The 21,030-nt window shown below is 66.2% G+C and carries 21 protein-coding genes; 8 read left to right on the top strand and 13 right to left on the bottom strand.

The genetic code is table 11. From position 1 onward, the window contains the following. Positions 1-291: 291 nt before the first annotated feature. A complete protein-coding gene (locus tag AB0L57_RS24665; protein WP_364966474.1) occupies positions 292-564 on the top strand; it encodes a hypothetical protein in 273 nt (90 codons plus the stop codon). A gap of 158 nt (positions 565-722) precedes the next feature. Here AB0L57_RS24665 and glyA read toward each other — a convergent pair whose 3' ends face one another. Continuing rightward, a complete protein-coding gene (gene glyA / locus AB0L57_RS24660; protein ID WP_364966471.1) occupies positions 723-2,021 on the bottom strand; it encodes a serine hydroxymethyltransferase in 1,299 nt (432 codons plus the stop codon). A 704-nt stretch (positions 2,022-2,725) separates the two neighbouring features. Continuing rightward, on the bottom strand, positions 2,726-3,922 hold the full coding sequence (locus AB0L57_RS24655; RefSeq protein ID WP_364966469.1) for a DUF885 domain-containing protein: 1,197 nt from the start codon (positions 3,920-3,922) through the stop codon (positions 2,726-2,728). A gap of 260 nt (positions 3,923-4,182) precedes the next feature. Between AB0L57_RS24655 and coaA the strand changes: the two genes are divergently transcribed. Then, positions 4,183-5,115, top strand: a complete 933-nt coding sequence (gene coaA / locus AB0L57_RS24650; RefSeq protein ID WP_364966467.1) for a type I pantothenate kinase — start codon at positions 4,183-4,185, stop codon at positions 5,113-5,115. 18 nt (positions 5,116-5,133) lie between these two features. On the opposite strand, the gene AB0L57_RS24645 is transcribed toward coaA, so the two are convergent. Together AB0L57_RS24645 and AB0L57_RS24640 are read right to left on the bottom strand one after the other, a co-directional pair. Further along, positions 5,134-5,730 carry a hypothetical protein gene (locus AB0L57_RS24645; protein WP_364966464.1) on the bottom strand — a complete coding sequence of 199 codons (597 nt, stop codon included), beginning with the start codon at positions 5,728-5,730 and terminating at the stop codon, positions 5,134-5,136. A 114-nt stretch (positions 5,731-5,844) separates the two neighbouring features. Continuing rightward, a complete protein-coding gene (locus tag AB0L57_RS24640) occupies positions 5,845-6,639 on the bottom strand; it encodes an isoprenyl transferase (protein WP_364966461.1) in 795 nt (264 codons plus the stop codon). Between the two features lie 277 nt (positions 6,640-6,916). Between AB0L57_RS24640 and AB0L57_RS24635 the strand changes: the two genes are divergently transcribed. Beyond that, on the top strand, positions 6,917-7,582 hold the full coding sequence (locus AB0L57_RS24635; protein WP_364966540.1) for a hemolysin III family protein: 666 nt from the start codon (positions 6,917-6,919) through the stop codon (positions 7,580-7,582). Between the two features lie 104 nt (positions 7,583-7,686). Continuing rightward, entirely contained in the window at positions 7,687-9,210 is a 1,524-nt protein-coding gene (locus tag AB0L57_RS24630; protein WP_364966459.1) for an adenylate/guanylate cyclase domain-containing protein, read from the top strand. 73 nt (positions 9,211-9,283) lie between these two features. Here the strand turns inward: AB0L57_RS24630 and AB0L57_RS24625 are convergent, their stop codons facing one another. The 3 genes from AB0L57_RS24625 to AB0L57_RS24615 form a co-directional block, all read right to left on the bottom strand. Beyond that, on the bottom strand, positions 9,284-11,347 hold the full coding sequence (locus AB0L57_RS24625; protein ID WP_364966455.1) for a thioredoxin domain-containing protein: 2,064 nt from the start codon (positions 11,345-11,347) through the stop codon (positions 9,284-9,286). A 150-nt stretch (positions 11,348-11,497) separates the two neighbouring features. Next, complete coding sequence (locus tag AB0L57_RS24620; protein ID WP_364966452.1) at positions 11,498-11,707, bottom strand: hypothetical protein; 210 nt, start codon at positions 11,705-11,707, stop codon at positions 11,498-11,500. Between the two features lie 65 nt (positions 11,708-11,772). Continuing rightward, entirely contained in the window at positions 11,773-12,096 is a 324-nt protein-coding gene (locus tag AB0L57_RS24615; RefSeq protein WP_364966450.1) for a hypothetical protein, read from the bottom strand. Between the two features lie 627 nt (positions 12,097-12,723). Between AB0L57_RS24615 and AB0L57_RS24610 the strand changes: the two genes are divergently transcribed. Beyond that, positions 12,724-12,882 carry a hypothetical protein gene (locus AB0L57_RS24610; protein WP_364966447.1) on the top strand — a complete coding sequence of 53 codons (159 nt, stop codon included), beginning with the start codon at positions 12,724-12,726 and terminating at the stop codon, positions 12,880-12,882. An 84-nt stretch (positions 12,883-12,966) separates the two neighbouring features. Here AB0L57_RS24610 and AB0L57_RS24605 read toward each other — a convergent pair whose 3' ends face one another. From AB0L57_RS24605 to mca, 3 genes are all read right to left on the bottom strand, one after another. Continuing rightward, positions 12,967-13,953 (bottom strand): alpha/beta hydrolase family protein, encoded by a 987-nt coding sequence (locus AB0L57_RS24605; RefSeq protein ID WP_364966444.1) that lies wholly within the window; start codon positions 13,951-13,953, stop codon positions 12,967-12,969. Between the two features lie 125 nt (positions 13,954-14,078). Next, entirely contained in the window at positions 14,079-14,432 is a 354-nt protein-coding gene (locus AB0L57_RS24600; RefSeq protein WP_364966537.1) for a hypothetical protein, read from the bottom strand. Positions 14,433-14,449: 17 nt separating this feature from the next. Then, on the bottom strand, positions 14,450-15,325 hold the full coding sequence (gene mca / locus AB0L57_RS24595; RefSeq protein ID WP_364966535.1) for a mycothiol conjugate amidase Mca: 876 nt from the start codon (positions 15,323-15,325) through the stop codon (positions 14,450-14,452). 183 nt (positions 15,326-15,508) lie between these two features. Between mca and AB0L57_RS24590 the strand changes: the two genes are divergently transcribed. From AB0L57_RS24590 to AB0L57_RS24580, 3 genes are all read left to right on the top strand, one after another. Next, the gene (locus tag AB0L57_RS24590; protein WP_364966442.1) at positions 15,509-16,000 is read left to right on the top strand and encodes a DUF4307 domain-containing protein; all 492 of its coding nucleotides are present in this window, start codon (positions 15,509-15,511) and stop codon (positions 15,998-16,000) included. A gap of 278 nt (positions 16,001-16,278) precedes the next feature. Beyond that, positions 16,279-16,773 carry a transcription elongation factor GreA gene (gene greA, locus AB0L57_RS24585; RefSeq protein WP_227980028.1) on the top strand — a complete coding sequence of 165 codons (495 nt, stop codon included), beginning with the start codon at positions 16,279-16,281 and terminating at the stop codon, positions 16,771-16,773. Between the two features lie 15 nt (positions 16,774-16,788). Continuing rightward, positions 16,789-16,941 carry a hypothetical protein gene (locus AB0L57_RS24580; protein WP_364966440.1) on the top strand — a complete coding sequence of 51 codons (153 nt, stop codon included), beginning with the start codon at positions 16,789-16,791 and terminating at the stop codon, positions 16,939-16,941. 61 nt (positions 16,942-17,002) lie between these two features. Here AB0L57_RS24580 and AB0L57_RS24575 read toward each other — a convergent pair whose 3' ends face one another. The 3 genes from AB0L57_RS24575 to AB0L57_RS24565 all read right to left on the bottom strand — a co-directional run bounded on the left by AB0L57_RS24575 (position 17,003) and on the right by AB0L57_RS24565 (position 20,954). Then, positions 17,003-18,151, bottom strand: coding sequence for a cystathionine gamma-synthase (locus tag AB0L57_RS24575; RefSeq protein ID WP_364966437.1), 1,149 nt, complete (start codon positions 18,149-18,151; stop codon positions 17,003-17,005). Between the two features lie 105 nt (positions 18,152-18,256). Beyond that, positions 18,257-18,874, bottom strand: a complete 618-nt coding sequence (locus tag AB0L57_RS24570) for a transglycosylase SLT domain-containing protein (protein ID WP_364966434.1) — start codon at positions 18,872-18,874, stop codon at positions 18,257-18,259. A gap of 685 nt (positions 18,875-19,559) precedes the next feature. Next, complete coding sequence (locus AB0L57_RS24565; protein ID WP_364966432.1) at positions 19,560-20,954, bottom strand: cystathionine beta-synthase; 1,395 nt, start codon at positions 20,952-20,954, stop codon at positions 19,560-19,562. Positions 20,955-21,030 lie beyond the last annotated feature (76 nt).

Genomic DNA, 21,030 nt, shown 5'->3' with positions numbered 1-21,030 from the left:
TTTGTTGTCCGTGCCATACCCGCACGGACGTTCTCGCTGGACCGGTCCGCCCTGGAGTCAAACGACCCGAGGGCCGGGTACCGGCCCCCTCGTACTGAGTTTCTCAGCCACGATCAGGACCTCCCGCACGAGCCACAACGACGCGGCTCGCACTTCGACGGTACTGCGGTTTTGCGATTCCGGCTCCCGAGATGACAGGCGTGTCGATGAATATGTAGTTAACGCCCACCGTTAGCTATCGGTCAGCTACGCGGTTGCCCACGGGCCGGTTCCGACGACTAGAGTCGGCTCATGAGCGATCCTGCGGAACTGGACAAGCTGTCGTCGAAGGAACTGCACGACCGAGCCGTCAAACACGCCGTGCGCCACGGTGATGTGAAGTTCCTGTGGCGCCTGCTGGAGCAGATCCCCGCGGCCGCGGCGGCCACCGGAGATCTCGGGGAGAGCGAGGCGGACATCAAGTACGTCGTGCCGATGCTCGACGACTACGTCCACGCGGGCGAGGGCAAGATCGCCGAGGTGCTGCGGCCGCTCTACATCGAATATCTCCGCAACCACGACTGATCACGCGAATCGGCCCGAGCGGCAACGATATTCGGCCAGCCGAGGATCGACCATTGCCCACGGGCCCGTGGAACGACACAGGCCGACCGGCGTCACGATGACGTCGATCGGCCTGAGCGCGGCCCCACCGGGCCGAAAGCGCTACCGGATCACCGCCCTCAGCCGAGCAGTTTCCAGTCCTCGAGGCCCTCGTAGAGCGGGAAGTCCAGAGCCAGTTTGGAGACCCGTGCGCGCAGTGCGTCGAGGTCGGCGTTGCCGGCCAGGGCGGTGGCGATGATGTCGGACACCTCGGTGAACTCGGTGTCGCCGAAGCCGCGGGTGGCCAGTGCGGCGGTACCGATACGCAGGCCGGAGGTGACCATCGGCGGGCGCGGGTCGAACGGAACGGCGTTGCGGTTCACCGTGATTCCGACCTCGTGCAACAGATCCTCACCCTGCTGACCATCCATCTGTGAATTACGCAGGTCGACCAGCACCAGGTGCACATCGGTACCACCGGTGAGCACCGTGACACCGTTACCGGCCACATCCGCGGCGGTGAGCCGCTCGGCCAGGATCCTCGCACCCGACAGGGTGCGCTCCTGCCGCTGCTTGAATTCCTCGGTGCCGGCGATCTTGAACGCGGCGGCCTTGGCGGCGATCACATGCATCAGCGGACCGCCCTGCTGGCCCGGGAACACCGCGCTGTTGAGCTTCTTGGCGAACTCCTGCTTGGCCAGGATCAGACCCGAGCGGGGACCACCGAGAGTCTTGTGCACGGTCGAGGACACCACATCGGAGTGCGGGACCGGCGAGGGATGCAGCCCCGCGGCGACCAGACCGGCGAAATGCGCCATGTCGACCCACAGGTAAGCGCCCACCTCGTCGGCGATCTCACGGAAGGCCGCGAAATCCAGGTGCCGGGGATACGCCGACCAGCCGGCCACGATCACCTTCGGCCGCACCTCGAGGGCCTGCTTGCGCAGCGCGTCCATATCGACGCGATGATCTTCCTTGCTCACCCCGTAGGCGTGCACCTCGTAGAGTTTGCCGGAGAAGTTCAGGCGCATGCCGTGGGTGAGGTGACCACCATGGGCCAGGTCGAGACCGAGGAGCTTCTCACCCGGGTTCATCAGCGACATGAGCACCGCGGCATTGGCCTGCGCACCCGAATGCGGTTGCACGTTGGCGAATTCGGCGCCGAACAACTCCTTGACCCGATTACGCGCCAGATCCTCGACCACATCGACATGCTCGCAACCACCGTAATAGCGGCGACCCGGATACCCCTCGGCGTACTTGTTGGTCAGCACACTGCCCTGCGCCTGCAGCACCGCGCGCGGCACGAAATTCTCCGACGCGATCATCTCGAGGGTGTCGCGCTCACGGGCGAGCTCGCCCGCCATCGCGGCAGCCAGCTCCGGATCGAGCTCGACAAGCGATTGGGTGTTGACAGATGCGGCGGTCGTCTGGGTCACGCGGAACAGTCTATGCGGTGGCCGCGACGAGCTCGCAGACACCGTCATCGGTTACCACGGTGACCGCGACGCGCCCCGGCGGGCACGTCCCGCGTCCCGTGATGAGCCCTCAGCATCGGGGGCTTGCCGGGCCGCGGAAACCCCGTAACATTCGCCGAGCTGCCAACGACAATGACGGCGTTATCGTCTCATTCGAGCAACTCAGGGGTTCACATGCTGTATTTCACCGCGGGTACCGGTAACTCGATTCAGGATTTGCTTTTCGCCCTCCTGAAGTCCACCTGCACGATCTCGTCGGGTGGCGCTGCCGGCTGCTCCGGCTGGGGCGGGTAGCCCCGGTTTCACCGGGAGAACGGATTCCCCCGATCCGGGTTCGCAGCTCGGAGCGAACCCGGATCGGATTCCGAAATCGGATCCGTGCGGATCGATCGATACTCCGGAATCGGACAATGCGATGCACATCACGATCGTCCAATTAATTCGTATTGCTAACCGAATCGCGATTCGTGCCGATATTCCGGTATCGGGCCCACAGCAGCCCGATACCGGATACGCGATATGAGGAGTCGATCATGCAGCCCTTCTTCGTCCCCACGAATCCCCTGCAGGCACTCATGATGCGGCTGGACAATCTCCTGTGCACGCTGTCGTCCGGGCAGCCGTGCATGATGCCGATGTGAACGCCGGCTTCGCCTTCGGCGCGCTCACATCCGCCGCAGTGCCGCGGGGGTCAATGGTTCGTCGAGCAGTCGCCCGAAACGATCCACCCGGTCCGCGGTGTCGGCGGCGCGGTCCAGCCATCCACCCAGCAGCCGGTAGCCCTCGACGTAGGTGCTGATGTAGGCCCGCCACAGCGGTGAGGACAGAAACCGCAGCGACTGCCGGGCACGCTCGGGGGTGCTCAGACTCCAGCGCTGCAGGAATCCCGCCACCTCGTCGGCTTCGCGGCCGCGATCGTGCAGCAGCAGCGCCGCGTCCTGGCGCACCCCGAGCAGTTTCGCCGAGGCGATCGAAAGCCGTTGTGCTCGTTCACCGTCGAAGCGCAGGCCGAGATCGGCGTAGATCTGCTGAGCCCAGATCCCCCAGTCCGGGCCGACGATCGACTTCAGGGCCAGATCGGCCAGACCCTCCGCCATCAGGCACTGCGGGGTGTTGACCAGGAACAGCGTCTGCTCGTCCTGCCCGGCGGCGACCAGTCCCGCCTCCTTGCGGCAGTGCTCGGTGTGATGGCCGGGATAGGCCTCGTGCGCGATCAGCGCCGGCAGATTCGCCATATGTTGTTTGAGATCGGAATTGATCGCGACCCGCGACCGGTAATTGCCGAGGTAGTAGTTGAATCCCGACCACGGCTTGTCCCCGACGATCTCGTATTCCACCTGCTCGTGGTCCGGCAGCGGATAGCGTTCGCGCACCAGTTCGCGCAGGGCGCCGGAGAACGCCTGGACACATTCGGTGAGACGCTCCGGCGGAATCTCGTCGGCCTTGCGATGTGCGGTCATGCGCTCGAGCAGTGCGCCGTCGCCCGCCAGGACCTCGTCCAGCTGCCGGTGCGCATCCTGATACTCGTCGACGTCACCGAGCTCGATGTCGACATCGAAATAGGCGCGCACCTCCGCGATGAAGGAGATGTCGTCGCCGGCGAACTTGCGACCAGAACATTCCAGCGCCCGCAGATGTGCGGCCAGGAACTCGGTTCGCTGTTCGCTCAGGCCGGCCTCCGGCAGTTCCTTTCGCAGCCGTGCCGCCCGGTCGGCCAGCTCGCGCGGCTGCGGCGCGGGTGCCGACTCCATGGCCCGGCGCAGTGCCGGATCGCCGGTGTAGGCGTCGACGAATCCGGGTTCCAGTCGGTCGAACGCCAGTCCCAGACGCAGATATTCGGTGACGAGTGGGTGCGCGTGCATGGCACCCGACGATAGTCGCTACCGGTTCGATGCCCGCTTCGGTCACCGAAACCTCGACGGTGGCGAGAGAAATGTCACCGAGGTTACTGGCCAGTAATATCACCCCGTGTTCAACGGGCCGTTGACCCCGAGGACAATTCGGCTATGCGAGGACTGTCCAGCAAAGTTCACCGCGCCGGGCACGGCGCAGCCTCAACGGTGACACCGGAGCGGCCGATCGGTTACGCGCCCGGAACGACCGTGGACCGGGAGTGTGAGTAGTGGCCCGGATGAGTGAGCCGAGTCCGTACGTCGAATTCGATCGCAAACAATGGCGCACCTTGCGCAAGTCGACACCGCTGATCCTCACCGAGGAAGAACTGATCGGCCTGCGCGGTCTCGGCGAACAGATCGATCTCGAGGAAGTGGCCGAGGTCTATCTGCCCTTGGCTCGACTGATTCATCTGCAGGTCGCCGCGCGCCAACGCCTGTTCGCCGCGACGGCGACCTTTCTCGGTGAGACCCACCCGGACCAGCAGGTGCCTTTTGTCATCGGTATCGCGGGCAGTGTGGCGGTCGGTAAATCGACCACGGCCCGCGTCCTGCAGGCCCTGCTCGCACGCTGGGATCACCATCCACGCGTCGACCTGGTGACGACCGATGGATTCCTCTATCCCACAGCGGAACTCACCCGACGCGGCATCATGCACCGCAAAGGCTTTCCGGAGAGTTACAACCGCCGCAAACTGCTGCGCTTCGTCACCGAGGTCAAATCCGGTGCGTCCGAGGTCTGCGCGCCGATGTACTCACATATCGTCTACGACATCCTGCCCGACCAGTACCACTGTGTTCGCCAGCCCGACATCCTCATCGTCGAGGGGCTCAATGTGCTGCAGACCGGGCCGCGGCTGATGGTGTCGGATCTGTTCGATTTCTCGATCTACGTCGATGCGCGCATCGAGGATATCGAGCGCTGGTACATCAATCGTTTTCTCTCTCTTCGTAAAACGGCGTTCGCGGATCCGCAGTCGCATTTCCACCACTACGCCAAGTTCACCGATTCCGAGGCGACCGTCGCCGCCCAGGAGATCTGGAACGCCACCAACCGCCCGAATCTGGTGGAGAACATCCTGCCGACCCGCCCACGCGCAACGCTGGTGCTGCGCAAGGATTCCGACCACAGCATCAACCGGATCCGCCTGCGCAAACTGTGATCGGACCGCGGTCTCGCCTCAGGCGGGCCAGGCCGCGTCGAGGCGGACCGCGACATCGATGTCGCGCACGGCCGCGATATGCGGTTTCCGAATCTCGTTGGCGACATAGCGCGCGACGAATCGGCGGATCTCGTGATCGACGCCGGCCAGCAGCCGCAACATCCGGCCGCGCCTGGTCGCGGTGGCCACGTCGATCCGCACATCGGCCGGACGCGGCTCGGCGATGTCCACGATGATCCGCAGCGGGGCGGCCGTGCGCACGGTCAGATGGACATCGACGAAGCCGGTGATCGCGAAGCGGTGCCGGTCGACGGCGAGATCGAGCAGCAGGTCGACATCCAGCGGGATGGCCAGTTCGAAACCGACGACCTCGCCCACCGACCGTTCCAACACCGGCTGGCCGAGCAACACCTGGGCCGAGGCCTTGGCCAGATGTGCCGGGCCTACCCCGATCGGGCCGAAATCGAATGCGCTGCCCGCCAATTCGGCGAAGACCGCCGCGATGCGCTGCTCGGAGGCGGCATAGGCCACGAACCGCCGGCCGAATTCGGCGTAGCCGACATAGGGCACCACCGTGCCGGACGCCGGCGCCGGACCGGCCCACATCTCGCTCATGCTCGCGACGGTACGCGAAAGCCCGGCGCGCACCGGGCGATGATCATGCAATGCAACAGACCGTGCGCCGGGCCGTTATCCGCCGGACCGGCCGGACTCCGCGACGGCGGCCGCTCAGACTCCGTAGCGGCGATGCCGGGCGGCGTAGTCGCGCAGGGCGCGCAGGAAGTCCACGCGCCGGAACTCCGGCCAGTACGCCTCGGTGAACCAGATCTCGGAGTACGCGCTCTGCCAGAGCAGGAAGCCCGAGAGCCGCTGTTCACCGGAGGTGCGGATGACCAGATCGGGATCGGGCTGACCGGAGGTGTAGAGATGCTGCCCGATGGCGTTGACCGTGATCGACTGGACCAGATCCTCGCCGGTCTCCCCCGCCGCCATCTCCTGTCGCACCAGCGACTGCACCGCGTCGGCGATCTCCTGCCGCCCGCCGTAGCCGATCGCGACGTTCACGTGCAGGCCCGCGCGGCCGTGGGTTTCGTCGGCCGCCTTCTGCATCCGGCGGGCCACCTCGTCGGGTAGTCCGGCGAGGGTTCCCACGATGCGCACACCCCAGTTGTTCTCGGGCGCGGACAACTCCTCGACCACATCTGTGATCACCTCGAACAGCGTTTCCAGCTCATCGGAGCCGCGGTTGAGATTCTCGGTCGACAGCAGGTACACCGTCACCATCTCGATGCCCTCGGCCTGGCACCAGCCGACCAGCTCGGCGATCTTGAGCGCGCCCACCCGATGTCCGTGGGTGACGTCGGTGAAACCGTTCTCCCGCGCCCACCGGCGATTTCCGTCGCAAACCACGGCGACGTGGCGTGGATGTTGTTTGCCGACGAGCTGTTTCGACAGCTGCGCCTCGTAGATGCGATACGGCAGGCTGCGCACCTTACCGCTGAGCACCCGACTAGCAAGCTTCACGGCTGCCAACCTTATCCACTACCTCTCGCGTGCCGCCCGAACTCTCCGCCTACTTCTGCTGCGCAGAAATGGCAGCGGACACCACGAATCAGTTCCCTGGTTTGAATCGACCATATATCGGCGGCCGACGGCGCGCGGACCCAACTGCCGGTACAGTGGCTTCAGACCTAACCTACGGAACCGTAGGTTACTCAGGAGGTAACCAGTGCCCGAATCGGTGAGCTCGGCGAATCCGGCGCTCGGCACCCGCGCCGCGCCCGGCTCCACCCTCGAGGAACTGGCTCGCGAAGGCCTGCGCACGCTCGGCGTAAAACCGCGGATGCGGGGCTGGATCCACACCTACGCCGTGGGCATCTCGGCGGTCGCCGTCGCGGTTCTGGTCGCGGTCGCGGCCACGATTTCGGCCACGGCCGGCTGGTCGACCCTGGTCTACGGACTGACGGTCTGCGGTGTCTTCGGCGTCAGCGCCACCTACCACCGGGTGACCTGGCGCACCGACCGCGCCCGCATCCACATGAAGCGCGCCGACCATTCGATGATCTTCCTGTTCATCGCGGGCAGCTACACCCCGTTCGCACTGCTGGGCCTGCCCGGCCGGACCGGGATCACCCTGCTGAGCGTGGTGTGGGCCGGCGCGGTGGCGGGAGTCGCGCTGAAACTGCTGTGGCCGACGGCGCCGCGCTGGGTCGGGGTGCCGCTGTATCTGGTGCTGGGCTGGGCGATCGTGCCGGTCGCCGCGACGCTGACCCACAATGTCGGAGTGGCACCGATGGTGCTGCTGTTGATCGGTGGGATTGCTTACAGTGTCGGCGCGATCCTGTACGCGGCGAAATGGCCCAATCCGTGGCCGGAGGTCTTCGGCCATCACGAGTTCTTCCACGCCGCAACGGTTCTCGCGGCGCTGTGTCACTACGCAGCAATCTGGCTGGTCGTATTGTCGTAGGACAAGATCACCGGTAACGTGCCGCGGCCACGCGCGCGGGTTCTATGCTCGTTCGTGCTATCCGTCCGAACCCGGTACCACCGAACAGACCACTGCCAGGGGCTATGACCAGTCGACTCGTGCTCTGGGCCCTGCGCGCACGCTGGGGCCTCTCGACGGTGGTGATGGCCTGCAATCTGGGCGGACTCGCGGTCATCGTCGTCGAACTGTGGTTGAGCGGATTCCTCGGCAACCTCGGCGAGGAATGGTTGCGCACGGCCTCCCAGACCGCCATCTATCCGATCCTGGGCGCACTGGCCGGCATCGTCCTCGCGGTCCGGGATCGGGTGTACTACTTCGGCTGGATCGATCAGACTCGCAGACCCACCCGGCCCGAGGCCGAGCGGCTGCTGAGACTGCCGATGGCGATCACCGCGCGTGCGCTGGCCATCTGGATTCCCGGTGTGTTCATCGCCACCGCACTGTTCGCCCAGGTGGTACCCACCCGCGCGCTCTGGGCCATCGGCGCGATGTTCTTTCTCGGCGCGCTGGAATCCGCGGGATTCACCTTCCTCGTGGTCGACCGGCTCATCCGCCCCACCATTCCGGTGATCGCCCGGGTCCTCGGCGGCACCTCGCACTGGAGCGCGACCGTTCTCAACCGACTGGTCATCTCGTGGGCGGTGGCCGGCGCGATGCCGCTGCTGATGCTGATCACAGTCCTCGGCGATCCGGTCGCCGACGCCGGCGACCGGGTGCGCACCGCGCTGTACATGTCGCTGGTCGGCCTCCTGGTCGGAGCGCTGACCACCGCCACCCTGGCCCGTTCGGTCGCCGCGCCGCTGCACGCGCTGCGACGCGCACTGGACCGGATCGCCCGTGGTGAACTGTCCGCCCGGGTGCCGATCACCAGCGCCAGCGAGATCGGCCGGCTGGAGCTCTCGGTGAACGAACTGGCCGAGAACCTGTCCGAACGCGAACGGATGCGCGATGTCTTCGGCCGGCACGTCGGTAACGAGGTCGCCGAACGGGCGTTGTCCGGCGGGGTCGATCTGACCGGCGATGTGCGGGTGGTGACCGCGCTGTTCGTGGATGTGACCGGTTCGGTGGAGCTCTCGACCGAACTGGCGCCACGGGAATTCGTGGAGAAACTGAATCGGCTCCTGGCCGTTGTGGTCTCGGCGACCGAGGACAACGGCGGGCTGGTCAACAAGTTCGAGGGCGACGCCGCCCTGTGCATCTTCGGCGCACCGATCGCCCTGGGCGACAATGCCACTCCCGCCCTGCGCGCGGCACGGCGCATCCGCGACGAGGTCGCCCTCGGCGGGGAATTCGATATCGGCATCGGGGTGGCCCGCGGTTCGGTCTTCGCCGGTGATGTGGGTACCGATACCCGCCTGGAGTTCACGGTGATCGGGGACGCGGTCAACGAGGCGTCGCGCTTGACCACCGAGGCCAAGGAGGTGCCGCGCCGGATCCTGGCCAGTCAGGCCGTGATCGACGCCGCCACCGAATCCGAGCGCTCCCGGTGGGTGCTCTACGAGAAGATCCACTTGCGCGGACGCAAGGAACCGACCGCGGGATGGACCGACCGCAAACCGGTGGGGCTGGTGGAGCCTCGGGAACCCGCGGCGGCGGTCGATTCCTGAGCGATCGGTCGGCCCGGCACGAATCGCTCCCGGGCCGGGAATTGCTCCCGGCTCGCTCGCGGTTCACCGGAACTCAACCGCCGAGCAGTGCGCTCCGCACGCGCTCGGGGTCCGACACCGGCAGATCACAGACCACTCCCCGGCAGATGTAGGCGGCGGGCAGATCGTTGACCGCCGGACGATCCGCGAGTAACGGAGTCGAATCCTGCTGACCGGCCACGATCACCGCACCACCCGGCGCGAACCGGCGCGCGGTACTCAGCAATTCACCCGCTTCCACTCCGTCGGGCACCGATATCGCGATCTGGATCGGCCCGGCCAGCAGCGCTTCGGCCACACTCAGCCACTGACCACCTGAACGGGGCGCACGGGCCAGCACCAGTGCACCCGCATTCGAGGTCGCTTCGGCAAGGGCGTGGTAGCGGGCCGCACGATCGGGATCGCTCAGCGCTGCGGCCGTCACCAGGGTTTCGGCGAAGGCAGAGGCGCCGGCGGGAGTCGCACCGTCGAGCGGATCACGCGGGCGCGCGATCAAGGTCTCGGCATCTGCGGCGGTGTCGAACCAGCTACCAGGATTGGCTGGATCGTCGAAATACCGTGTCGCGGTATCGATCAGCTCGTGTGCGCGGTCGAGCCAGGATCGCTCACCGGTCGCCTGGTGCAATGCCAGCAATCCGGTCGCGAGCCAAGCGTAATCCTCCAGGACACCGGGCGCGGAACCGGTCGCACCCCGCAGCGAGGCGCGCATGAGACGACCGTCGACCACATGGCGGTCCAGCAGGAATCGGGCACAGCGGGCGGCGGCATCCACCCAGTCCGGCCGGTCGTGCGCGGTACCCGCTTCGACCAATGCGGTGACGGCGATGCCATTCCAGGCGGTGACCACCTTGTCGTCGCGCTCCGGCTGGGGACGCAGATCGCGCACCGCCCGCAGACGCCGGCGGATCTCTTCGAAGCGAGCCGCGTCGGCCGGGTCGGCACCCGGGCCGGTTCCGGGATCGGTGTAGCGGGTGAGCACCGAGGTGCCGTGTTCGAAGGTGCCCTCGGGCGTCACACCGAAAATCGTTGCGGCCCAAGGTCCGTCCTCGGGTCCGAGCACCTCCGTGAGCTGCTGCGGTGTCCACACATAGGTGGCGCCCTCGACACCCGGGGCACCCGGCTCCGGATGGGTGTCGGCGTCGAAGGCCGAGGCGAAACCGCCCTCGGCCGTCATCAGATCCGACAACAGAAATGCCGCGATCTCCGTGGTGACGCGTTGCGGCAGTGCGTCATCGGAGTCGATCCGGGCCAGATGCGCGTATACACGCAACAATTGGGCATTGTCGTACAACATCTTCTCGAAATGCGGTACGACCCAGGCGGCGTCGACCGAGTAGCGGGCGAAACCACCACCCAGCTGATCGTGGATACCGCCACGGGCCATGGCAGCGCAGGTCAGCGAAACCACCTGCCGCGCCGTCTCGTCGCCCGTGCGTTCGTGATGCCGCAGCAGACCCTCGAGCAGCGCCGAGGGCGGAAACTTCGGTGCGCCACCGAATCCCGCGTATCGGTCGTCCACATCCCGCAGCACCGCCGCCACCGCATGCGAGAGCAACTCCGGGCTCACCCCGACCTCGCTCCCGGGCAATCCCGACGTCTGTTCGCGCAGCGCCTCCGCCACCTGACCGGCCGCCTGATCGACCTCGTCGCGACGATTGACCCAGGTATCGGTGACCGCGGTCAGTAACTGGGTGAACGACGGCATCCCGCCCCGCGGTGCCTTCGGGTAGTAGGTGCCGCAGTAGAACGGCTCGCCCGCCGGCGTGAGAAAGCAGGTCATCGGCCACCCGCCCTGCCCGGTCATGGCGACCGTCGCCGACATGTACACGGCGTCGATATCGGGCCGTTCCTCCCGATCCACCTTCACGCACACGAAATTGGCGTTCATCAGCTCGGCGGTGGCGGGATCGGAGAACGATTCGTGCGCCATCACATGACACCAGTGGCAACTCGCGTACCCGACGGACAGCAGAATCGGCACGTCGCGCGATGCCGCCTCGGCCAGCGCCGCGGCGTCCCACTCCCGCCAATCCACCGGATTGGCGGCATGCTGACGCAGATAGGGGGATGTCGCACTGTCCAACCGGTTCACAACCATCGACCTCCTGTACCGAGCCGGCTCATGACACACTCCGCCCACTTCACAGCGTCGGCCGTGCTAGCGCCTCCGCGCACTCGTGGGCTGTCCCTCGAAGGGTAGTGCGCCCACCCCCGACGTGATGCCCGCGTCCCCCCTGGCCGCGGGCACCTAAGCCTGGTGACACTTCCGTTCGGTGCGATCCGGCGAGGCCGCACGCAGCGCGTGTACTCCACGGACCAGGTCCACGCCGACCGCGATCATCGCCACGGCGATGAGCACCAGCACAATTGGAGTCCTGGTGCTTCGAACCACCTCGATACCCGAGACGAGCAGGGCGACGAGCAGAATCACACTGAGAAACAACGATATTCGTTTCACGGTGCTCCTTCCGGCTGCACTCGTGCCCTGTCTCGGTCGAGGCGTTCAGGTGACGGCGGTCCCGATCAGACCATGCCGTTCTTGTATACCTTGGCCTGCGACGGGCATGCGACCGCCTTCTTGGGGTTGTCGAGGGCATAGCAGCTGGCGCCGGCCGGGATGTCGATGACCTGACCGTCCTTCAGCATGTCGCACTGGTCGAATATCACCGCGGTCGCCGAGCTCGCCCCGAGGAGCACAGCCACCGCGCCGACACCGGTCGTGGCGGCCGGTGCACTGGCCGCCGCCGCTCCCAGCCCCAGGTAGCCACCGGCGCAGCCCAGTGGCGTCGCCTGCGCGGTCGCCGTGGTCGTGGCCGTGTAGACCGTCGCCCCTGCCAGTACAATCATGCTGGCAGCCATGGCCTTACGGATGCGGTTCATTGCGTGCTCCTTTTCCCGAGCGGTTGTGTTGCACGCTGCGGTATGCAGCGTCTGGTGGTGGGGAGCGGCAACTCCCCACTATCAGTTCTTGCCTTCGTGATCTCTACAGAAGTCATCGGAACTCGAACCGCTCGATCGCAAGCGAAGTCCGAGAACTGTTGTTCTGCACACATGGATTTCGTTCGAACTCAGAGTTCGTGAACTCTGCTCCGCCGAAGTCTTTCGGCGTCATTGCTCATGATTCCGATCCCCCGATTCGGATCCGTTCGAAACGACCTACACGACATCACCTTCGGACACCGATCGGCCGGGAAGAACGACTGAGGCGAGCGCGATCGGTGATGTCCGTATCCTGCCGGATGCACTGGCCCTCATCTGATCTCCATCGGCCGAGATTCGTTGTGTCAGTAAGTAGGACGGGGCAGGATCCCAATCGGTTCCATCGAATCTCGAAATGTTTCCGACCGCCGATCCAGGCAGCGGCGTGGACCGTCGGGGCCGGGGTCTCGGATGGTGACGCATCTCGGACTCGTCCGCGCACATCGCACCGAAACCGTAACCGTAAGGCCCGGCGAAAGGGGGTACCCCCCAGCCATGGACGACACAGTGCGGAACCTGTCGGCGCGGCGGCGCCCCTGGTTCGCAGATCTGGAAGAGGCCGAACGCCGTGGCGCCCACGGCAATGCGGGACTCGGCTATTTCGATTGCGATTGCGAGATCTGCCACCGGCGATTCCGGCCGGCGGTGGTGTGAGCGAATGATGCTGGCGGACAAGCGGACAGCCCGGCAGACGGCCGACGAGGTGCGGCACCCGACTCGGCACGGCACCCCGGCTCGTCACGCTCCGATGGCTCCCGCCAGCTGCGGCCAGGAATCGTGCAGATCCTGTTCGAACAGTCCCCAGGTGTGCGCGCCGCGCGGCCGTTCGATGTAGACGGCGGGCACCCCCACCTGCGCCAATCGGCCGGCGAAAGCCGAGGTGCACGCACTGGCGAGGGCCTCGACCGGCGGGAACGCCCAGCCCCGATCGATGGTGCCCGGAATCCCCGATGCCGCGGACAGGTAGATCGACTTACCGGCCAGCGCACCGGCCCGCCCGAACGCGTCGTGCGCCGGCCAGGCGCCACCGCCGGGCGGTCCCCACATATTTCCCGGATTCCCGCCACCTCGGATGACCTGCGCACTGACCATCGCGATACCCGTGGGGTCGTTGCTCCACGGGCAGCCGCTGTAGGAGGCGACCGCGTCGTAGCGCTGTGGCGCCTGAATGGCCAGGTCCACCGCGGACGCGGCACTCATCGACACCCCTGCGACGGCATTACGGCCGGTGGTCCCGAGCTGGTCGTCGATCACCCCGGGCAATTCCTGGGTGAGGTAGGTCTGCCAGCGATTGCGGCCCACCGCCGGATCGTCGCCCAGCCAATCGGTGTACATGCTGTAGGCGCCACCGATCGGCATCACCACATTGACGTGCTTGTCGGCGAAGAAGGCGCGCACATCGGTGTCGTCCCACCAGGAGATGTTGTCGACGCCACCGCCGATTCCGGTGAGCAGGTACAACGTGGGCGCCGGGCCACCACCCGGTGCCCGGATCACCCGATTGGTGATCACCCGATCCATCGCGGGCGAGTACACATCCATCTGGACCGCCGCCGGGCCCAGCGGCTGCTGTCCCACCACGTGAGCCGCCGGTTCCGCCCCCGCCGGCGCGGCGGACACCACCGACACGACGCCGGCGACCACGACCGCACCGAGCATCGCGGCCCAGTTCTTGATGAGGGTGACCCGATAACTAGTAGCCGACACGACCATGTGAGTACCCATCCGTGAACTGACCTACCGGAATCGGATGCGCCACACCGCCATCCGACGCTGTCAGTTCCCAGGTATACCGGAATGTCCGGGTCGCGGCAGGACAGTGCCCGCGCAGCCGGTGAGTCGGGCGGCGATCAGCGCGCGCCCGAGGGCGGGGCGCCGTTGGCCGCGCCCGATGCCGAGCCGTCCGCCTCGGTGCCCTCGCCCGCCGCCGAGCCGGTTCCGCCGTCGGCGTCGGACGTCGTCGCCGACGGGCCGCTCGCACCGTGTTCGGTGCCCTCGTCGGCCTCCTGATCCGGTTCCGGATGCTCCCGCGAGAAATCGGCGGGCAATTTCTTGATGTGCTTGTTCATCGAGCGGATCAGCAGCACCGTCCCGGCCAGCAGGACCAGGATGATCACCAGCCCCAGCGGGGAGGCCTTGCCGAATTCCGGCCCGGTCGGGTTGGTGGTGGTGTTCTGGGCGAGTAGTGCGGAGTGCGTGAACATCGCCGACATCGCTGACATCATCGAACCAGGTCCTCGGTCTCACGGATACCGGCGAACAGGTCGGTTTCCGGTATGGCGGTGCGCACTCGGGTCTTGGCCAGTTCGAACTCCTCGGTCGGCCACAGACGCTGCTGCATATCCAGCGGTATGGCGAAGAACATGCCGTTGGGGTCGATCTGGGTCGCGTGCGCCCGCAGCGCCTCGTCACGCTGCGGGAAGTATTTGCCGCATTCGATCTGGGTGGTGACCCGCGACATCACATCGCCGTGTTCGGCGGCGGCCTTGCGGATGCGATCCATGAAGTCGCGCATCGGGAACGGCTCCCCGATCCGGTCGAACTCGTCGGCGAAGGTCTCCAGCCGCTGCAGGCTGAAGCCGTGGTTGTAGTAGAGCTTCAGCGGCGTCCAGGGTTCGCCGGCGTCGGGGAAGCGCTCCGGATCACCGGCCGCCTCGAAGGCCGCCATCGACACCTTGTGGCACATGATGTGGTCCGGATGCGGATAGCCACCGTTCTCGTCGTAAGTGGTGATCACATGCGGTTTGAATTCGCGGACCACCCGCACCAGCGCCTCGGTCGCCTCCTCCAGCGGAACCAGCGCGAAACTGCCATCCGGCACCGGCGGCAACGGATCCCCTTCGGGCAGACCCGAATCCACGAATCCCAGCCAGTGGTGCCGCACACCCAGCGCCTTGGCGGCGGCGGACATCTCCTCGCGGCGGACATCCTCGATGCGATCGAGAATGCCCGGCACATCCATCGCGGGATTGAGGATGGATCCACGCTCGCCGCCGGTGAGGCTCACGACGAGCACATCGTCGCCCTCCGCGGCGTACTTCGCGGTGGTGGCGGCGCCCTTGCTCGACTCGTCGTCGGGGTGGGCGTGGACCGCCATGAGGCGCAGCGGCCGATCGAAGCTGCCGCTCACTTCTCGTTCACCTCGTTGCTCACCGTTTCACCTCGTAGCCGTCCGCCGTGCCGAGCGGCACGCGGGTGTCCGAACTGCATTCCCTATAGTTCCATCCGACGGTCTTTTGTTCCGACCTACCCCCTGATCGACCACGGGAGCAACCACATCATGAGCGAGGCGGCACCGCAGTCCGACCGGACCGAACCGGACGGTCGCGCCGCCGACGCCGCCGGGACCACGCAGAAGACCGACCGGGTCTCCGATCGCTACGGGTCCGCACCGCGCCGTAATCGCCGCTGGATTCCGATCGCGCTCGGCGTCGTCGTGGTGATCGCCGGGCTGATCGTCGCCTATGTGGGGTATCGGCAGTACGGACCCAAGGATATCCAGCCCGACCAACTCGGTTACGACCTCGTCGACGATTCCACCGTCACGGTCCATTTCAAGGTGACCCGCACACATCCCGAGCAGCCGGCGGTCTGCGTGGTCCGGGGCATGGACACCGAGGGCAGCGAGGTCGGCCGCCGCGAGGTCCTGGTGCCCGGTTCCGACAGCGGCACCGTGGAACTGACCACCACGGTGCGTACCACCGCCCGGCCCGCCAATGGCAATATCTACGGTTGTAGCGGCGAGGTGCCGCCCTATCTGAAGGCGGGCTGAAGCCCCCATAATCAAGGCTTCTACCTGCATATATCCAATTCGTGCTAGAATGGCGCGAACACGGTTCCGAACGCTCGGAGCCGTGTTTGCTGCATTGACGGCCAGCGCTGCCGGGTCCCGGGCACACAATGCCCGCGACACCGTCGGGGTTCGAGGAACATCCCCCCGGATCGCTCTAGCCGTCGACTGTTGTCGTGCGCGCACACGTGTGTTCGCGCACTCACAACGGGCATTACGGACCCCGGCGCGCCGGGAACAACTACTAGGGAGTGATCGAGATGACTGAGACGCAAGTGACCTGGCTCACACCGGAGTCGCATGAGAGGCTCAAGGGCGAACTCGACGCGCTCATTGCCAACCGTCCGGTCATCGCGGCCGAGATCAACGAACGCCGCGAAGAAGGCGACCTCAAGGAGAACGGCGGCTATCACGCCGCCCGCGAGGAGCAGGGCCAGCAGGAGGCCCGCATCCGGCAGCTCCAGGAACTGCTCAACAACGCCAAGGTCGGCGTCGCGCCGACCAAGTCGGGCGTCGCGCTGCCGGGCTCGGTCGTGAAGGTCTACTACGACGGCGACGAGACCGACACCGAAACCTTCCTGATCGCCACCCGCGAGGAAGGCCTCGGTGGCTCCGACCTGGAGACCTACTCGCCGAGCTCGCCGCTGGGCGGTGCGCTGATCGACGCCAAGGTCGGTGAGACGCGCGAATACCGCCTGCCCAACGGCAACATGATGAAGGTGACCCTGGTCAGCGCGGAGCCGTACCACAGCTGACAGGTAGGCGATTCGATGGATGCGGGCAACAGCGGCACCCCCGGCGGACACGGCGATCCGGATGACGACCATCCCAACCCGGTCGGTGACACCGTTCTGAGCCTGCTGCGCGCACTCCTCGGAAGACTCGGCCGGGTGGGCAGCAGCCTGGCCGAACGCCTGAGATAGTCCCTACGACGACGAATGGCCGTACCCGAATCGGTACGGCCATTCGTCGTCGTGGTCTCGGTTATGCCAGCGCCCGCTCCACATCGGCGAGCAGATCGCTGATGTCTTCGATACCCACCGACAGCCGAACCAGATCGGCGGGGACCTCGAGTTCGGAGCCCTCGGTCGACGCGTGGGTCATCGCACCCGGATGTTCGATCAGCGATTCCACCCCGCCCAGCGATTCGGCGAGGGTGAAGATCTTGGTGCGGGCGCAGAAGTCCAGCGCCGCCTGCCGGCCACCGGCCAGGCGCACCGAGATCATGCCGCCGAAACGACGCATCTGCTTCTGCGCCACCGGATTTCCGGGATGTTCGGGCAGGCCGGGATAGATGACCTGAGCGATCGCCGAATGATCGGCGAGGAATCCGGCGAGGGTCTCGGCATTGTCGCAGTGCCGATCCATCCGCAGCGCAAGGGTTTTGATACCGCGCATGGTGAGGAAGGCATCGGTGGGGCCGGGTACCGCGCCGGCGCCGTTCTGCAGGAAGGCGAAGGCCGCATCGAGTTCGGCGTCGTTGGTCACGAGCGCGCCGCCGACCACATCGGAATGGCCGCCGAGATATTTGGTGGTCGAGTGCAGCACGATATCGGCACCGAGCAGCAGCGGCTGCTGCAGGTACGGGGATGCGAAGGTGTTGTCCACCACCAGTTTCGCGCCGCTGCCGTGGGCGATGTCGGCGAGCGTGGCGATATCGCCGATATTGAGCAGCGGGTTGGTCGGCGTCTCCAGCCACACCAGTTTGGTGTTGGGCCGCAACGCGTTCTGCACGGCATCGGGATCCGATACCGGCGCCACGGAGTACTCGATACCCCACTGGGTGAACACCTTGTCGATCAGACGGAAGGTGCCGCCGTAGGCGTCGTTCGGAATGACCAGATGATCACCGGGCCGCAGACTCGCGCGCAGCACACAGTCGGTGGCCGCCATCCCCGAGGAGAAGGCCCGCCCGTAACTCCCCGATTCCAGCGCGGCCAGGTTGGCCTCGAGCGCGGTCCGGGTCGGGTTACCGGTGCGGGCGTACTCGAAGCCGCCACGCATCCCGCCCACGCCGTCCTGGGCGAAGGTCGAACTCGCGTAGATCGGCACGTTCACCGCGCCCGTCTGCGGATCGGGATCGTATCCGGCGTGCACGGCTCGTGTGGAGAACCCCAGCTGATCGTCGGTCATACCGAACAGCCTAGAACTGCGGGTTTCGGTGCCTGGACGCGGGAACCCCGCGCACATCGAGAGTGTGAGCGGGGTCTCGCGGATCGGGTCCGCACGGTCGCGGACTCAGTACGCCGAGTCGACGTTGTCCATCGAGCCGTACCGGTGCGCGGCGTAGTTGCACGCGGCGACGATGTTGGCGACCGGATCCCAGACGTCCCAGGAGGTGCCTTCGACGTGGTACGCGTCGAAGGTCGGGTCGATGACCTGCAGCAGACCCTTGGACGGGATGCCGTTCATCGCATTGATGTCGTAGAGGTTGATGGCCTGGGTGTTACCCGAGGACTCCCGCATGATGTTGCGGTAGATGCCGTCGTAGCTGCCCGGGATGCCGTTCGCGGCCATGATGTCGAGCGCGTTGTGGATCCAGCCGTCGAGGTTGTCGGGATAGACCGGAGCCGCCGGCGGCGGAGGCTGGACCGGCTCGGGAGCCGGCATGGGCGCCGGAATCGCCGCGACGGGGGCGGCGGGCGCAGGAGCGGGAGCCGCCTCGGCGGGCTTGGCGGCGGTCCGGGCCTTCTGGGCGGGCGCGGTGAGGGTGGAGGCCAACGCGACCGGCTTCACATCGTCACTCTTGTGCCCACCGGCGGAGGTGATGGCAGCAAAAGCGGCCAGCGCCAGGGTGGCGGATCCGGCGGTCCGTGCGACCGCCTTGGCTCTACTGCTCTTGATGGACTTCGACATTCGATGTTTCCCTACTCGTGGTGGTCGGCCTCGTGGTACATGGGCCTCGGTGGCCTGTCGCGGGCAGCACGAATCAGGGCGGGCTCCGACGAGCTCACCTCGTGCTGCATGCTGTCGATATGGAAGCGGCGAAATACGCCGCGTTCGGTATCCGGCTACCGGATGCCGCCGCCGGGTGGCCCGGCGGCCGACCGCGAAATCGTGGCGACCGCACCGGGGCACGACTGGGCCGGAACGCCCGTGGGCAACTCCAACTCGTTCGCATTCCGCATGACGTTCGACGACTCCTCGTATTACTCAGACTCGATGTCTGACAACCAACGAGGTCACAGGATGATGTCGGTAGATGAACGTAAACTTAACGAAAGATGAACAGAAAGTTCACCTACCCGCGTTTCACCGCGACGCACATCAGCACCCCATAGTTGACCTGGGAATCTCCTCGGCGCGATGGAGTGGTGCGCGTCACAGAAGAATTACGCGTGTCGCTCCAAAATTGGTCGAATTGTCCGCTTCTAGCCGTATTGGGCAACCGTTCGGTAACGATCGATATCACTCCGTGACCATTCGCCGAAGAGGTGTGACAACACTGGTTCGGCCGACGATCGGCGCCCCCGATCCCGCCCCGGGTACGACAACGCCCGGCCGACCGTCACGGTCGGCCGGGCGCACCCGGAAGCGGCTATCAGCGCGTGGGCAGTCCCGAACCGCTCAGGAAGCCGAGCAGATCGTGGCGGGTGATGACACCGACGGGCTTACCTTCCTCGACCACCATCAGCGCATCGGTGGACTCCAGCGACTTGGTCGCCGCGGAGACCGGTTCACCGGAGCCGATCAACGGGAACGACGGGCTCATGTGCTTGGACACCGGATCGGTGAGCTGGGCCCGCCCCTCGAACACCGCGGACAGCAGATCACGCTCGGTGACGCTGCCGGCCACCTCACCGGCCATCACGGGCGGCTCGGCGCCGACCACCGGCATCTGGGAGACGCCGTATTCGCGCAGGATCTCGATGGCGTCACGCAGGGTCTCCTGCGGATGGGTGTGCACCAGATCGGGTAGTTCACCGGACTTGCCGCGCATGACGTGGCCGACGGTCGGCTCGGTGGTACTGCCGTCCAGGCGCGAACGCAGGAAGCCGTACGAGCTCATCCAGCGGTCGTTGAAGATCTTCGACAGATAGCCGCGGCCGCCGTCGGGCAGCAGCACCACCACGACCGCGTCCGGATCACGCTCGGCCACCCGCAGCGCCGCCACCACGGCCATCCCGCAGGAACCGCCGACCAGCAGGCCTTCCTCACGGGCGAGGCGACGCGTCATCTCGAAGGAATCGGCATCGGAGACGGCGATGATCTCGTCGGGTATCTCCGGGTCGTAGGCCGAGGGCCAGAAGTCCTCACCGACACCCTCGACCAGGTACGGGCGACCGGTACCACCGGAGTAGACCGAGCCCTCGGGATCGGCACCGATGATCTTGACCTTGCCGCCCGAGACCTCCTTCAGGTACCGGCCGGTGCCGGTGATCGTTCCGCCGGTGCCGACTCCCGCCACGAAATGGGTGACCGTTCCCTCGGTGTCGCGCCAGATCTCCGGACCGGTGGTCTCGTAGTGGCTGGCCGGGCCACCCGGATTGGAGTACTGATCGGGCTTCCAGGCACCCGAGATCTCCTGTGTCAGCCGGTCCGAGACGCTGTAGTAGCTGTCGGGATGCTCGGGCGGCACCGCGGTCGGGCACACCGCCACTTCGGCGCCGTAGGCACGCAGCACATTGCGCTTGTCCTCGCTGACCTTGTCGGGACAGACGAAGACACAGTGGTAACCACGTTGCTGAGCCACCAGGGCCAGACCCACACCGGTATTACCGGAGGTCGGCTCCACGATGGTTCCGCCGGGTTTCAGCAGTCCCTGCTCCTCGGCGGCGTCGATCATCTTGACCGCGATGCGATCCTTCGAGCTTCCGCCCGGGTTCAAATACTCGATCTTCGCGGCCACCAGCCCGGAATCCGGACCCACCACCGAATTCAATCGGACGAGCGGGGTGTTACCGATCAGGTCGACAACGTGGTTCGCGATACGCATAGCTATATGGTCGCAGAGGGCGATACTCGCACCGACATTGGTACGCCGCGAAGTTTCGACGAGGCGAAACCACCGC

It is taken from the genome of Nocardia sp. NPDC052254 (assembly GCF_040679495.1).
In the GTDB taxonomy this organism is placed as follows: domain Bacteria; phylum Actinomycetota; class Actinomycetes; order Mycobacteriales; family Mycobacteriaceae; genus Nocardia.
The sequence above is the reverse complement of the archived record's forward strand: the minus strand, read 5'-3'. Positions and strand labels throughout refer to the sequence as shown.